The organism is Shewanella sp. 1CM18E (assembly GCF_023161665.1).
Classification (GTDB): domain Bacteria; phylum Pseudomonadota; class Gammaproteobacteria; order Enterobacterales; family Shewanellaceae; genus Shewanella.
The window spans coordinates 408,284-421,574 of sequence record NZ_JALNTW010000003.1; the positions used below are offsets into that span (position 1 = coordinate 408,284).

At 42.2% G+C, this 13,291-nt stretch carries 9 protein-coding genes and 1 tRNA gene; 6 read left to right on the forward strand and 4 right to left on the reverse strand.

Going from position 1 to position 13,291, the window contains the following annotated elements; translation table 11 throughout:
* Positions 1-203 precede the first annotated feature (203 nt).
* Positions 204-1,151, reverse strand: coding sequence for an ornithine cyclodeaminase family protein (locus MSG37_RS07305; RefSeq protein WP_248469920.1), 948 nt, complete (start codon positions 1,149-1,151; stop codon positions 204-206).
* A 250-nt stretch (positions 1,152-1,401) separates the two neighbouring features.
* On the opposite strand from MSG37_RS07305, the gene MSG37_RS07310 reads away from it, so the two are divergent.
* Entirely contained in the window at positions 1,402-3,264 is a 1,863-nt protein-coding gene (locus MSG37_RS07310) for a methyl-accepting chemotaxis protein (protein ID WP_248469921.1), read from the forward strand.
* A gap of 199 nt (positions 3,265-3,463) precedes the next feature.
* Here the strand turns inward: MSG37_RS07310 and MSG37_RS07315 are convergent.
* Positions 3,464-3,539: transfer RNA gene (locus MSG37_RS07315), tRNA-Phe, on the reverse strand.
* 234 nt (positions 3,540-3,773) lie between these two features.
* Between MSG37_RS07315 and MSG37_RS07320 the strand changes: the two genes are divergently transcribed.
* The gene (locus MSG37_RS07320; protein ID WP_248469922.1) at positions 3,774-5,996 is read left to right on the forward strand and encodes an MMPL family transporter; all 2,223 of its coding nucleotides are present in this window, start codon (positions 3,774-3,776) and stop codon (positions 5,994-5,996) included.
* Between the two features lie 128 nt (positions 5,997-6,124).
* Here MSG37_RS07320 and MSG37_RS07325 read toward each other — a convergent pair whose 3' ends face one another.
* A complete protein-coding gene (locus tag MSG37_RS07325) occupies positions 6,125-6,886 on the reverse strand; it encodes an outer membrane protein assembly factor BamD (protein WP_248469923.1) in 762 nt (253 codons plus the stop codon).
* 122 nt (positions 6,887-7,008) lie between these two features.
* On the opposite strand from MSG37_RS07325, the gene rluD reads away from it, so the two are divergent.
* The 4 genes from rluD (at position 7,009) to MSG37_RS07345 (ending at position 12,195) form a co-directional block, all read left to right on the forward strand.
* The gene (gene rluD / locus MSG37_RS07330; RefSeq protein ID WP_248469924.1) at positions 7,009-7,980 is read left to right on the forward strand and encodes a 23S rRNA pseudouridine(1911/1915/1917) synthase RluD; all 972 of its coding nucleotides are present in this window, start codon (positions 7,009-7,011) and stop codon (positions 7,978-7,980) included.
* A complete protein-coding gene (gene pgeF / locus MSG37_RS07335) occupies positions 7,980-8,726 on the forward strand; it encodes a peptidoglycan editing factor PgeF (protein WP_248469925.1) in 747 nt (248 codons plus the stop codon). The genes rluD and pgeF overlap by 1 nt, the downstream gene beginning before the upstream one ends.
* A 226-nt stretch (positions 8,727-8,952) precedes the next feature.
* Positions 8,953-11,526: an ATP-dependent chaperone ClpB gene (clpB, locus tag MSG37_RS07340; protein ID WP_248469926.1), complete on the forward strand. Its 2,574-nt coding sequence runs from the start codon at positions 8,953-8,955 to the stop codon at positions 11,524-11,526.
* Positions 11,527-11,871: 345 nt separating this feature from the next.
* Positions 11,872-12,195 carry a hypothetical protein gene (locus tag MSG37_RS07345; protein ID WP_248469927.1) on the forward strand — a complete coding sequence of 108 codons (324 nt, stop codon included), beginning with the start codon at positions 11,872-11,874 and terminating at the stop codon, positions 12,193-12,195.
* Positions 12,196-12,359: 164 nt separating this feature from the next.
* Here the strand turns inward: MSG37_RS07345 and MSG37_RS07350 are convergent, their stop codons facing one another.
* A complete protein-coding gene (locus tag MSG37_RS07350) occupies positions 12,360-12,854 on the reverse strand; it encodes a DUF4124 domain-containing protein (protein WP_248469928.1) in 495 nt (164 codons plus the stop codon).
* Positions 12,855-13,291: the final 437 nt, after the last annotated feature.

Sequence of the window (13,291 nt, forward strand, 5' to 3'; positions counted from 1 at the left end):
TGCGCGGTCGATATATATAAGACATAGCCAATAGCTAAAAAGGTTTAAATGCAATAGAAATTATTTTTAGAGACGGAGGCTAAGCTGAGCGCAGGCATAGTTTGTAAAAGGAAATGAGTGACTAAGATCAGTTGCAGTAAAACAAAAGGAGCAATAGATGCTCCTTTAATATGTTGGGGCCAGCCGTTATACCAATTCGCCTGTTAGCTTAGTTTGGCAAAAACGAGCTGAGCGCCAACAAGGTCGGCAAGTGCAGTGCCGACTGTTTTGAATAAGGTTATTTCAGTAGCACTGGTTCGGCCTGAGATCTCACCTTTACAAAGTTGGCCTAGTTCACCCTTTACCTCGCTTAATGCAAATACACCCTCTTTTTCAGGGATTAATAAGTCACCAGCTTCGGCAAAAACATTGATTTTTGAATCGACAAACACCGAGGATTTCACAATCAGTTGGCTATCAAGTTCACGCTTGTCGTGGTTGTGGTTGCCAACAAAGTCTGTATGAGTGCCTGGTTGTACCCAATTACCATCAAATAGTGGTGTTGCTGATCCCGTAGCGCAGCTGATGATATCGGCCTCACGTACGCTTTGCTCAATGTCAGTACATAGTAGTACTTCAATATCTGGGCGTTTATTTCTTATTAGCTCAATAGTTTTTTGAGCCTTGGTGTCGCTACGTCCACAAACGGTAATTTGGGTTATTGGGCGCACACTCGCGTGAGCAAGAGCCATGAAGTGGGCTAGCTTACCGGTGCCGAAAACTAATAGCTTGTTAGAATCTTTACGAGATAAGAAGCGACTACCTAGTGCGGAAATAGCAGCAGTACGCCAAAAGGTCACGCTAGTGCCGTCTACAAGTGCCTGGGGCTCACCAGTTTCGCGACTAAACAGCATTATCTTTGAGTAAAGACTAGCAAGCTCAGGAGACTTGTTAGGGTTATTAGGAAAGTAAGTGAAGGCTTTTACTGCAATCGATTGCTCATTCCAAGAAGGCAGAACTGCAAATGCGTCATGATGCTGAGGCGAGTTATCCAACTCAAATACTCGACGCTGTGGCATTCCTGCTGGACGGGAAAATGTTTCAGCTAAAGCATTGATTAAATCTGGAAAATTAAGCGATTGGTGAACGGACTCTGCATTAATGACGATCATAAAACCTCCTTTAAAGTATATTTTATACTATTTGTGAGGCTGGTTTGAGTCAAATTAGTTTTCGGTGGTTAATTATATTTCAACTTAATAATTAGAATGTTAGCGTGTGTTGGTTAATGTTTGCGGTTTTTGGGCTTTTTTGTAGTTAAATCTGCTATATAATCGGCCGATAAAGATCTGTGACAGGTAAAGGCGATACTTAATCCAGTGTTTCCTAAAGTAATATCAGCAAATAATAAGAGATGTAAAAATGCTAATACGTTACAAATTATTGTTAAGTGCTGGCGTATCAATTGCCGCACTAGCCGCCATGTTCGGCCTTCAAGTTTACTTTAGCCAAGTGCAAACCGATCTCGCCAATACATCATTGCGTATTGCAACGCTCAATAATGAGATGTTAAGTCTGCGCAAAGACGAAAAAGATTTTTTGTCGAGGAACGATGTTAAGTACATAGGCCAACACCAAGATAACCAACAGCAAGTGAAAGCTATCGTCGCCCAATTAGAAGCTGATTTTGATAAGTACGATATTCCCACCACTAGCCTAAATCAGTTTAATCAAGCCGTAATGAGTTACAGCGATACCTTCAAGCGTGTCACCAACCTTAATCAGCAGATAGGTTTAACGCCTAAAACCGGTTTATATGGCACTTTGCGCAGGGCGGTGCATCAAGTTGAAGAAGTGGTGGGGCGATATAATGAGCCGAGTTTGATGGTGCAAATGCTGCAGTTAAGACGTGCAGAGAAGGATTTTATGCTTAGGCGTAATCAAAGCTACGTTGTTAAGTTTGATGTCAATTTGGCTAAATTTAGCAGCATGTTAGCAAGCTCGCAGCTTTCACCAGAGGTGAAGCAACAAGTGACTAAGTTGATAGGCCAATATGATACTGACTTTAAAGCGCTCGTCGATAAAGAGCAGCAAATGGGGTTAAGTATTTCTGAAGGTGAACTTGGTCAATTACGTAAAGCTGTCGCCACAACTGAGCAAGCTCTGCAGCAGCTTGAGTCATTAGCGTTAAACGCAATTACAGAAAAGCAAAATTCGGCATTTATTGTTGGTTTGTCTATCGCGGTGTTGATTGCGCTGCTGCTGGCATTTGCCACGCTAACCATTATTCGTAGCATTATAGAGCCGGTTAAGCGGATCACAGAGGTAATCACTCATATTGAGATCAATAAAGATCTGGCGATGCGCTGTGATGACTCAAGTAATGATGAGCTTGGGCAAATCGCAACTCACTTTAATAGTATGGTTGAGAGTTTCCAGCAGCTTATTCATCAAGTAACCCAATCGGTTGAGACCATGAACCAATCTTGCCAAGAGCTATCTACTAACGTGGCTAGGGCATCGCGAGGCGCAGAGAATCAGCTCAATGAAACTGATATGGTGGCAACGGCGATTACCGAAATGGGCGCGACCATTGATGAAATTGCTAAAAATACTGAGTTGGCGGCCAACAAAGCGAGTATGACCCATGATAACGCGCAAACAGGGCAAACTGGCGTTGAGCAAACGATTGAAAGAATTGAGCACTTAGCGCGACAAATTAATGAGTCTGCCGCAGTGGTTAGCGAGTTAGAAAAAGACAGTGAAACCATTGGCAGTGTGCTTGATGTTATTCGCGGTATCGCCGAGCAAACTAACTTACTTGCGTTGAATGCAGCGATTGAGGCAGCAAGGGCGGGTGAGCAAGGACGTGGCTTTGCGGTTGTAGCCGATGAGGTGCGCAGTTTAGCAATGCGAACCCAAGAGTCTACTGAAGAAATTGCTTCAATCATTCAAACTTTGCAGTCGCGTACCCACTCGATTGTGAGCTTGATGCAAGCGAGTCGTGACCAAGGCAATGAGAGTGCTGAGCAAGCGGCGTCAGCAGGTACATTATTACAGCAGATTAATAGTGATGTGACTAATATTCTAGATATGAGCACCCAAATTGCAGCAGCAATTGAAGAGCAGAGCATGGTTGCCGCTGAAGTGAATCAAAACGTGGTGGTTATTCGTGATATCGCCCAAGAGACGGCAGACGTTGCTACGCAGAACTCAAGTGCTACTGATGATGTACGTGAACGCGCGGAGTTTTTAAAAGATGCAGTGAGTAAGTTTAAAGTTTAAAACTTAAATTCATTGATTTAACAAAGGCCTCGAGTGACTCGGGGCTTTTTTGTATGTGGAGTAGGTGGCTTAAATTGGTTGCGGGTAATAAATTTAAGGCATAAAAAAACCTCGCTAGGCGAGGTTTTTTTATGCAACTTAAGGTCTTAATCTGCCTTGTTGCAGGTTTAGTTGTTGCTGTAACACCTAAACTAAATATTGGTGCCCGAACCCGGAATCGAACCAGGGACACGAGGATTTTCAATCCTCTGCTCTACCGACTGAGCTATTCGGGCAACGGGCGCTATTAAAAGGCTTTTACCGATTTGAGTCAACCCATTTTTACAAAAAGATGACTTTTTTTGCTTAAGCGTTGAATAAATAGTCGTTTAGAGTTAGTTATGAGCAACGGCAGTGTATCTGATCGCAGATTGTGAGTAGATAGTGTTGGTTAGCCACGCTGCTATGACTTGTGGAAAACACATCGAATTAGGGATTGTTGAGTGATCGGCCTCTGAAGGGAGAACTAAGTGGAGCGCCAAATACATTTAATCTGGAAGATCCAGCGTCATCCAATTGCTTTGTTTATGGTAATTAGTTGCTTATTGATATTTTCGCTAGCGGGCTATTATCGTTTAAACCTTGATGTCGATTTTAGCGATTACTTTTCACCGTCAGATCCGCGTTTAACTGCGCTTAACAGTATGACTGATAAGTTTGAGCGCCATGATCAATTATGGATGTTGCTAGAAACTGAGCAAGATTGGCGTGATGATAGTGCTGAAGTTCAGCTGAAAGCCTTTTTAGCAATGCTTAATAGTGATCCCAATATAATTAGCATTCAGGGCTACAATCAGTTTGTTTTGGGAACAGCCAAAGCTGAGAAAATCCTCTCTTATAAAACTCATCCAAGGTTGTCATCAGTATTATCGACAGATGGCCGTGCAATTTTGCTTCAAATTCAGTTGGATAATAGCAAGATTACTGACTTTGCAACGCAAAGCCTATGGCTCGATGAAGTGCTACAAACCATAGATACTAATAGCCAGCGTTATTGGCAGCCTTTAAATGTTCAGGTGCATTTAAATGGTACTCATGCATTAAATTGGCAATATGCCAAAGTGTTACTGCATGATCTTAGTTGGTTTGCGCCTGCATTACTGGGGATTATCTTCTTAATGGCGCTGTTGTTTATTCGCCAGAAAATGTGGATATTAGCTTTAGCGCTCAACAATCTCATAACCCTGTTGCTAACGCTTGGGCTTGCTGCTTGGATTAATCTTACTCTGGCCGCCATTAGTGCATTTGTGCCAGTGATTATTGTTACGCTTGGCTTAGCTTACGGTTCGCATTTATATTTTGGTTGGCGCACTAAACTTAGCAGCGGCGCAAGTACGAATGAGGCCCTGCAATATACGGTTAGTGTTAACCAAGCACCATTATTCTATTCAAGTATCACCACGATCTTTAGTTTTAGCTTGTTAACTTTGAGTCCATCTCCACCGATCCAGAGCTTTGGAATATTAGTGGCTTTTGCCGTGCTGTGTAATTATTTGCTATGTTTAACTAGCCTAATTTTCTTTGCTCAATACTCTAGTGCATCAACCACACGGTTATTGAATTTTGACAAGGTTGTGCAGCTTGCAAAATACAATGCTCAGCGGCCTAAAGCGGTTATAGCCGGTATTGTTATCTTTAGTATGTTGGCTTTGGTGAGCGTGACTAAGCTGACGTTAAATGATGATCCATTAAGCTACTTTAAATCCTCGAATCCTTTTACTTTATCTAGCCAAAAAATGGCGCAATATTTCTCTGGGATTAACTTACAGCATTATGTGGTCAGTACTGTTGAAGATCGGCAAATTGATAAAGCCGAGATCAGTTTCATTTATAAATTCAGCCGTTATTTAAAAAAGCAGTCAGAAGTTGTAACCGTGCAACATATCGGTGATTGGATAAAAGCTGCTGGAATAGGTCAAAATCAGTTTAGGCAAGTTTTATCGCAAAATAGCGTGCAACAGTTAGGACTGGCGAGTGAACTTGCACAAGATAAGCAATCGAGTTTAATAACCTTGTATTTGCAACCCATGACAGCCATGGAGCTACTCGCCTTCGAGCGTAAAGTCGATACATGGCTGGCAGAGCAGAGCGCCGATGTAAAGCTGAGTCCGCCATTGGGTAGTAATTTACTGTTTGCCCATTTAAGTGTAGATAATGCGAATAATATGTTGTTTTCGTTTGCAGCGGCATTAATTGCTTTAGCTATCCTGCTGAGTATTTTAAAAGGTTCGATGATTTATGGGCTAATCGGTTTATTGCTTAACTTTTTGCCTTTACTGTGGGTGTTTGCACTTTGGCAATTAAATGGTGGCTTTATTAGCCTAGGCACAGCGGTTGTTTTGGGGATGATGCTTGGCATTATTGTTGATGACACTTTACATTTAATGCTGAAGTTACCCAATACTCATATGTCGCCCTTAAAAGCAGTTAACAGTAAGGTTGCCGCCAGTGCGGATAGCTTGTGGCTGAGTTTGCAACAGGTGCTACCCGTGATTAGCTTTACAACATTAACCATCGCCGGTGGTTTCGCTATTGGTTTAGTCTCTGATTTTACTCCGATAGGTCAGCTTAGTTTATTGTCTTGCTTAGTGGTTATCTTTGCGTGGGGCTTTGATGTGCTAATGCTGCCAGTGCTTTATTTATGGTGGATAGTCACTAAAGTGAAAGAGTCTAAAGTTAAGGTTGAAATCTAATTGAAGCGGAATTTGTCTGAAATCTGGCGATGAGATGGGTCAAATACAACATTAATCAAATTTTGTACAAAAAATAAAGGCCTCTAATGAGGCCTTTATTTGTCGTCAAATATGCAAGTTTTATAAGATTAGTTAGCGACTAATTTATTGTTTGGAAAATTAGCTTTCATTACCATGAGTGCATGATCTTTAAGCTTTTCTTGACCAAGTTCACCATAAGCAGTTGACATGATCTCTAGCGCTTTTTCTGCTGATGGAGTACCTGGATAAGTCTCTAAAACGGACTGTGCACGCACAGCTGCAGCACTCCAAGCATTCATTTTTATGTAGTATTCAGCCACCTTGATCGAGTAAAGTGCCAATCTATTTTTTAGGTGCTGCATGCGTTTTTGTGCATCTGCTGCATACTTACTGTTTGGATATGACTTAATTAGTCTATCAAAATCTTTAAATGCATCTTGTGCGGCTTTAGGGTCGCGGTCAGAACGATCGATATTTAGCATATCGTGAAATAGGTATCGGTCCGACTGCATATTGACTAAGCCGCGCATGTAGTAAACATAATCAATATCTTTATGAGTTGGGTTTAAGCGAATGAATCTATCGATATTCGCAATGCCTGATGCCGGATCGTCAAGTTTGTAATAGGCATAAATTAGGTCAAGCTGTACTTGAGTCTTGTGCGGGCCAAACGGAAAGCGTGAATCCAAGGCTTCTAGAGAACGCACAGCTTTGCTGTAATTACCTAGTTGCATTGAGGTTCTTGCTTGAGAGTAAAGCACTTCTGGTGAGCTTTTTGTCATCGCAGGGTCTTCGCCCTGTTTACTACTACAGGCCGTGGCTGCAAGCGTGATAAGGACTACAGCGACACTTTTGGCAATTTTATGCATACTTGAATTCGATTCTTTTAAAGTTATTGTTAAGAATTTTTCCATTTCACGATAAAATAGAAACAATCCGATTGTAACAGATAGTAAACATTTTTGGACCCAGAAAAGTGGGTACGGTTCATATGACACAAGAGATTAATCTAAAAAGCGAGATCACAGCAACACAAACCGGGCAAAGATTAGACCAGACATTGGCTGAATTGTTCCCGGATTACTCGCGTACACGTATTAAAGAATGGATTTTAGCGGGTTCAGTCTTTATTGATGGTGAAGTTTCTGACAAGCCTAGAATTAAAGTGCTTGAAGGTCAGGTTGTGACGATTGGCGCCACACTTGAAGAAGAAACTAAAGCTGAAGCCGAAGCGATTGATTTAGATATCATCTATGAAGATGACCACATTCTGGTGATCAACAAGCAAGCGGGTTTAGTTGTGCACCCTGGTGCGGGTAACCAAAGTGGTACCCTAATGAATGCCTTGTTGCATCATTGCCCAGGTATCGAGCTTGTGCCACGTGCAGGTATCGTGCACCGCTTAGATAAAGACACTACAGGTTTGATGGTAGTGGCCAAAACTGTTGAAGCGCAAACACATTTAGTGAGTGCTTTACAGGCTCGCGACATTACTCGTGAATACGAAGCGATTGTAACCGGTACTATTATTGCTGGTGGCACAGTTGATGAACCAATCGATCGTCACCCGACTAAACGTACTCATATGGCAGTTGTTTATAACGGTAAGCCTGCGATGACTCACTACCGTGTGGCTGAAAAGTTCAGAGCGCACACACGTTTGAGACTGCGTCTTGAATCTGGTCGTACTCACCAAATTCGTGTGCATATGGCACATATTGGTCATGTATTGGTTGGTGATCCTGTTTACGCGGGTCGTCCTCGTCCGCCAAAAGGTGCAGCACCTGACTTTTTTGAAACCTACATGGGCTTCAAGCGTCAAGCACTGCACGCGGTACGACTAGAGTTAGCACATCCATTTACTTGTGAAATCATGAGCTGGCAAGCGCCAATTCCTGATGACATGGTCAAGCTAACTAAAGCACTGCGTAAAGACACTGAAGATAACCCAACAGTGTACTAATGAGTCATCATATTGAAAATCAAGCTTGGTTTATTCCCCCCGGAGTAAGCCTAGCTTTTTCGACTCGAGAAGGTGGTTGTAGTCAATCGCCTTTCGCCAGCCTTAATTTAGGGCTGCACGTTGGCGACGATCCACAAAAGGTGCTAGCCAATCGTTTGCTCATTGAGCAACAACTCTCTCTTCCTGCAAAACCAGCTTGGCTAGAGCAAACCCATAGCATTGATGTGGTTGCAGCCGATAATAGCCAAGTGATTAATGCCGATGGCAGCTATACCCAAAGCAAAGACCAAGTTTGTGTGGTGATGACTGCTGATTGCTTACCTGTACTGTTATGCGATGAAAACGGCACTGAAGTGGCCGCTGTGCACGCCGGTTGGCGCGGTCTGTGTGATGGTATTATTGAAGTTGCAGTGGCTAAGTTTACCTACAAACCACATGAGTTAGTCGCCTATCTCGGCCCGGCTATTGGCCCTAATGCATTTGAGGTTGGTGCAGAAGTTAAAGCGCAATTTGAAGCAAAACATCCGCAAGCGAGTCAGTTTTTTAGCGCGCATCTTAATAAGCAAGGTGAGCAAAAATTTATGGCCGATATCCAAGGTCTGGCTGAGTTTAGGTTGGCTTTACTGGGTGTTAAGCGTATTTATAAAGATCAACGTTGCACCGTTGCTGATGCGGAAAACTTTTTTTCCTATCGCCGCGATGGCATTACTGGTCGTATGGCATCATTTATTTGGCTTAACCGTTAACTTTATTACTCATCTTCGACTTGATATTGTTCAAATAGCCCCCATCTTTTAAGTAACATCAATTTCGCTTGAACGCGGAATGACCCCTTTTCAGAGTGAATAGAAGTGCGAATGGATTGATATTGTTTCTAAAGCGATATTAGTGCTGTCCAATTCGGTTTCTCGAAGCAGATATGCAATTTCCATTGCCTTTATGTCACCTTTTTTATGAGTTATCGGAGGATTTATGCGATTAGATCGTATGACCAATAAATTCCAGATTGCCATCTCGGATGCTCAGTCATTGGCACTAGGCCGAGATCATCAATTTATTGAACCATCACATTTGATGATGGCATTACTTAATCAAGATGGCGGTTCAATTCACCCGCTATTGACCCAAGCTGGGATCCAGGTGAGCACTTTGCGCTCGCTGTTGAGCCAAGATTTAGAGCAACGTCCACAAGTCGAAGGTACTGGCGGTGATGTTCAATTATCACAGGCGTTAATTCGTCTACTTAATCTGTGCGACAAGTTAGCGCAAAAGCGTAAAGACAAATTTATCTCTAGTGAGCTTTTTGTGTTAGCGGCACTTGAAGGCAACGACTCACTCGCACAAGCATTAAAGCAGTCCGGTGCGACCAAAGAGTTAATGGAGTCGACTATTGACCAAGTGCGCAACGGCCAAAATGTGGATGACCCTAATGCTGAAGATCAACGTCAAGCACTTAAAAAGTTCACCGTTGATTTAACTGAGCGCGCCGAGCAGGGAAAACTAGATCCTGTTATTGGTCGTGACGATGAAATTCGCCGCACTATTCAAGTTTTACAACGTCGTAGTAAAAACAACCCTGTACTTATTGGTGAGCCGGGTGTCGGTAAAACCGCGATTGTTGAAGGTTTAGCCCAGCGCATTATTAACAATGAAGTACCTGAAGGGATTAAAAATAAGCGCGTATTGTCATTAGATATGGGCGCATTGGTTGCTGGTGCAAAGTATCGTGGTGAATTTGAAGAGCGTTTAAAAGCTGTACTGAATGAGCTTTCTCAAGAAGAGGGACAAGTGATCCTCTTTATTGATGAGTTGCATACCATGGTTGGCGCAGGTAAGTCTGACGGCGCAATGGATGCGGGTAACATGTTAAAGCCTGCGCTTGCGCGTGGTGATTTACATTGTGTAGGCGCAACGACTTTAGATGAATATCGTCAATACATTGAAAAAGATGCTGCACTTGAGCGCCGTTTTCAAAAAGTATTGGTTGATGAGCCAAGTGTTGAAGATACCATTGCTATTTTACGTGGCCTTAAAGAGCGCTATGAGCTGCATCATCATGTTGAAATTACCGATCCTGCGATTGTGGCGGCGGCTAGTATGTCGCACCGTTATATTTCAGATCGTAAGTTGCCAGATAAAGCTATTGACTTAATTGATGAAGCGGCATCGAGTATCCGTATTCAAATTGACTCTAAGCCTGAGTCTCTAGACAGACTTGAGCGCCGTGCGATTCAGTTAAAACTTGAAGAACAGGCTTTGAGTAAAGAAGCTGATGAAGCAAGCTTACGTCGTTTAGATACATTGCGCACCGAGCTTAAAGATGTCGAAGCCAAAGCGGCTGAGCTAAATGAAATTTGGCACACCGAAAAGGCGGCGCTTGCAGGTACTCAGCATATTAAAGCTGATCTTGAGCAAGCACGGATGGACTTGGAAGTTGCGCGTCGAGCGGGTGATTTAACTCGAATGTCAGAGTTGCAGTATGGACGTATTCCTGAGCTCGAAAAACAGCTAGATCTTGCTGCGCAAGCTGAAATGCAAGATATGACATTGCTGCGTAATAAAGTCACCGACGTTGAAATTGCTGAAGTCTTATCAAAAGCTACTGGTATTCCAGTATCTAAGATGCTCGAAGGTGAGCGAGATAAGCTGCTAAAAATGGAAGATGCTTTGCATGAGCGAGTTATCGGCCAAAACGAAGCGGTAAATTCAGTATCAAATGCAATTCGTCGTAGCCGTGCAGGTCTTGCGGATCCAAATCGTCCAATTGGTTCGTTCCTATTTTTAGGGCCAACCGGTGTGGGTAAAACCGAGCTGTGTAAATCGCTTGCTAAGTTCCTATTCGATACAGAGTCGGCACTGGTGCGTATCGATATGTCAGAGTTTATGGAGAAGCATGCTGTATCGCGCCTTGTTGGTGCACCTCCGGGGTATGTCGGTTATGAAGAGGGCGGTTACTTAACTGAAGCAGTCAGACGTAAACCTTATTCGGTGATTTTGCTCGATGAAGTCGAAAAGGCGCATCCAGATGTGTTTAATATCTTATTACAGGTATTAGATGATGGACGCTTGACTGATGGTCAAGGGCGTACGGTCGATTTTAGAAACACCGTTGTGATTATGACTTCGAACTTAGGTTCAGATCTGATCCAAATGGGCTTTGGTACTCAAAGTTATGACGAGATGAAGTCTGATGTGATGCAGGTAGTGACTCAAAACTTTAGACCAGAGTTTTTAAACCGTGTCGATGAAGCTGTGGTATTCCATCCATTAGATGAGAGTAACATTGCTCATATTGCCGGTATTCAAATCGAAGGCTTGCAAAAGCGCCTTGCTGATAAAGATTACGGTTTAGAGATCTCAGAAGAAGCCTTGGCATTGATAGCTAGAGCAGGATTTGACCCTATATATGGTGCAAGACCATTGAAGAGGGCATTGCAGCAAGAGGTTGAAAATCCACTTGCTCAGCAGATCTTAAGTGGGCAATTATTACCAGGTAAGCCGATTAAAATAGCGGTTGAAGACGATATGTTGGTGTTTAGCCAATAAAACGTATTCTTTAGTGTGGGTTAATCCCTTATAATAAGCGCTCTAAATGGCCTCAATTCTATGAGGCCATTTTTTATGCCTTAAGCAATGATTTAAAAGATGATTCGAGATTTGTAAGAATTATTTATAAAAGGTTTAAAGTTGCGCTGTGTGATGTATATTTGAACGATAGCGTTTTGCTTATTACGACATTTATTATTTAGCTCTGTAAAAGAATTGGTGTTATCGAGCTGATAAACAATACTTAAAGTGATTAGCTTATGCCTGCGTGCTACAGCAATATGCACTTTAAACCCATAATTCATTTTTATATTTTATTTTGATATAGACACGGAGTAGAACTTCATGAAAAAACAATTAGCCGTAATTGCATTGGCTTCATTCGCTGTGGTTGGCTGTTCAAGTTCTAACTATGAGAAAGAACAAACTTCAGCACCTTATATCGGTGAAGGTAATATGGAATACGAGAGCCTTTATCATTATGGTTACTACCGTGGCTGTAAAAACGCATATGTTATGAAGCGTGAACAAACTGAGCTTTATGACTCAGTAAAAAAGGATACGGCATTGGATGGTTTAAGCCGTTTTGATTCAGGTTGGGACGCTGGCCAAAAAGCTTGTGAAGATGGTGTGCCACGTTCTATGTACAATCTACAAGCGGGCAAATAATCTCTTAACTTGATATTGCTTATACATACAGGCTCTAACAGAGTCTGTATGTCATTTCTGATTTAACCCGTATTGCACTCTCAGCATATTGTACATTCCAGAAATTAATCTTTTTACCTCTTTAATAGATCAAACAGAGCTGTAATTAGACTCAACGTGCATTACTAGGTGTTGCAAAATAATCTAATTCGTTCATTTTGCTCTGCAATTGAAGCTTGCCGCTGCTCCTCTGTCATCGCTACAACTTCTCCTGTTTCATTATTCTTCTTATTTAGTTTTGTATGAGTGGTTAGTACATTCAGACTATGCTTAGCATTTTCGCAAACCTGCTGAGCTTGTTGTTTATCTGCAAGATTAATCGCGGCAGCTTTTTTCTCTAACTCAGATGCTTGTTTGTTTTGGGTTATCGGTTTTAATGGGGCAACAGTGCCTATGCGTTTTGGTTCAATGTCTTCACTGTAGAGTTTATTGGTAAATGCACTGTTCGTAGGCGAATCAGTTGGTGATGGCGGCTGCTGGCTATAATGGGTTACGCCGTTATCATCCACCCAAGTGTAAATGGTATTAGCGCTGACGGAAGCGACACTAGTAAGGGTAATAAGTAAGCTAGATGCAAGTATGCCAAATTTATGGCTAAGCCTATTGGTGGTGTTAATCATCTTCTGTCCCTAGTGGCAATGAAATAACTGACTTTCATAACGCTTAATTCTGATTTGCTACTAACATAACTCAGCAGTGACAAACTGCAAAGTACGGTTTAGCGAGTCGTTGTTAGCTATTACGTAAATAAGCGCGTTATATAGAGCTCTGTGCTGAGTCACCAGTATAAATATAGTGGGTAGATTGAAAGTTAGTAGTAAAGGACAAAATATATGTGTTGCTAGTAAGGGTTTTCAAGATTAATGCTTATCCAGTTGTTAACTCTCTTAGGTACAGCCCTATTTATACTGAGGTGTATTGGTGGTTTTTTACCTATACGGATGCATTATGCAGCAGTTTGCGGAATTAGTAGTCGGTTAATTCGAAAAAGCTAATTTTATTACAAAAGGGGCTTGCGCGGATCTGAGAACTCCCTATAATGCGCATCCACTGACAC

Excerpts from the sequence above, each read along its gene's own strand:
- rluD (WP_248469924.1), top strand. The coding sequence starts at position 7,009 with ATGACACAAGAGATTAATCTAAAAAGCGAGATCACAGCAACACAAACC.
- MSG37_RS07345 (WP_248469927.1), top strand. The coding sequence starts at position 11,872 with ATGAAAAAACAATTAGCCGTAATTGCATTGGCTTCATTCGCTGTGGTT.
- pgeF (WP_248469925.1), top strand. The coding sequence starts at position 7,980 with ATGAGTCATCATATTGAAAATCAAGCTTGGTTTATTCCCCCCGGAGTA.
- MSG37_RS07310 (WP_248469921.1), top strand. The coding sequence starts at position 1,402 with ATGCTAATACGTTACAAATTATTGTTAAGTGCTGGCGTATCAATTGCC.
- MSG37_RS07325 (WP_248469923.1), bottom strand. The coding sequence starts at position 6,886 with ATGCATAAAATTGCCAAAAGTGTCGCTGTAGTCCTTATCACGCTTGCA.
- MSG37_RS07350 (WP_248469928.1), bottom strand. The coding sequence starts at position 12,854 with ATGATTAACACCACCAATAGGCTTAGCCATAAATTTGGCATACTTGCA.
- MSG37_RS07305 (WP_248469920.1), bottom strand. The coding sequence starts at position 1,151 with ATGATCGTCATTAATGCAGAGTCCGTTCACCAATCGCTTAATTTTCCA.
- clpB (WP_248469926.1), top strand. The coding sequence starts at position 8,953 with ATGCGATTAGATCGTATGACCAATAAATTCCAGATTGCCATCTCGGAT.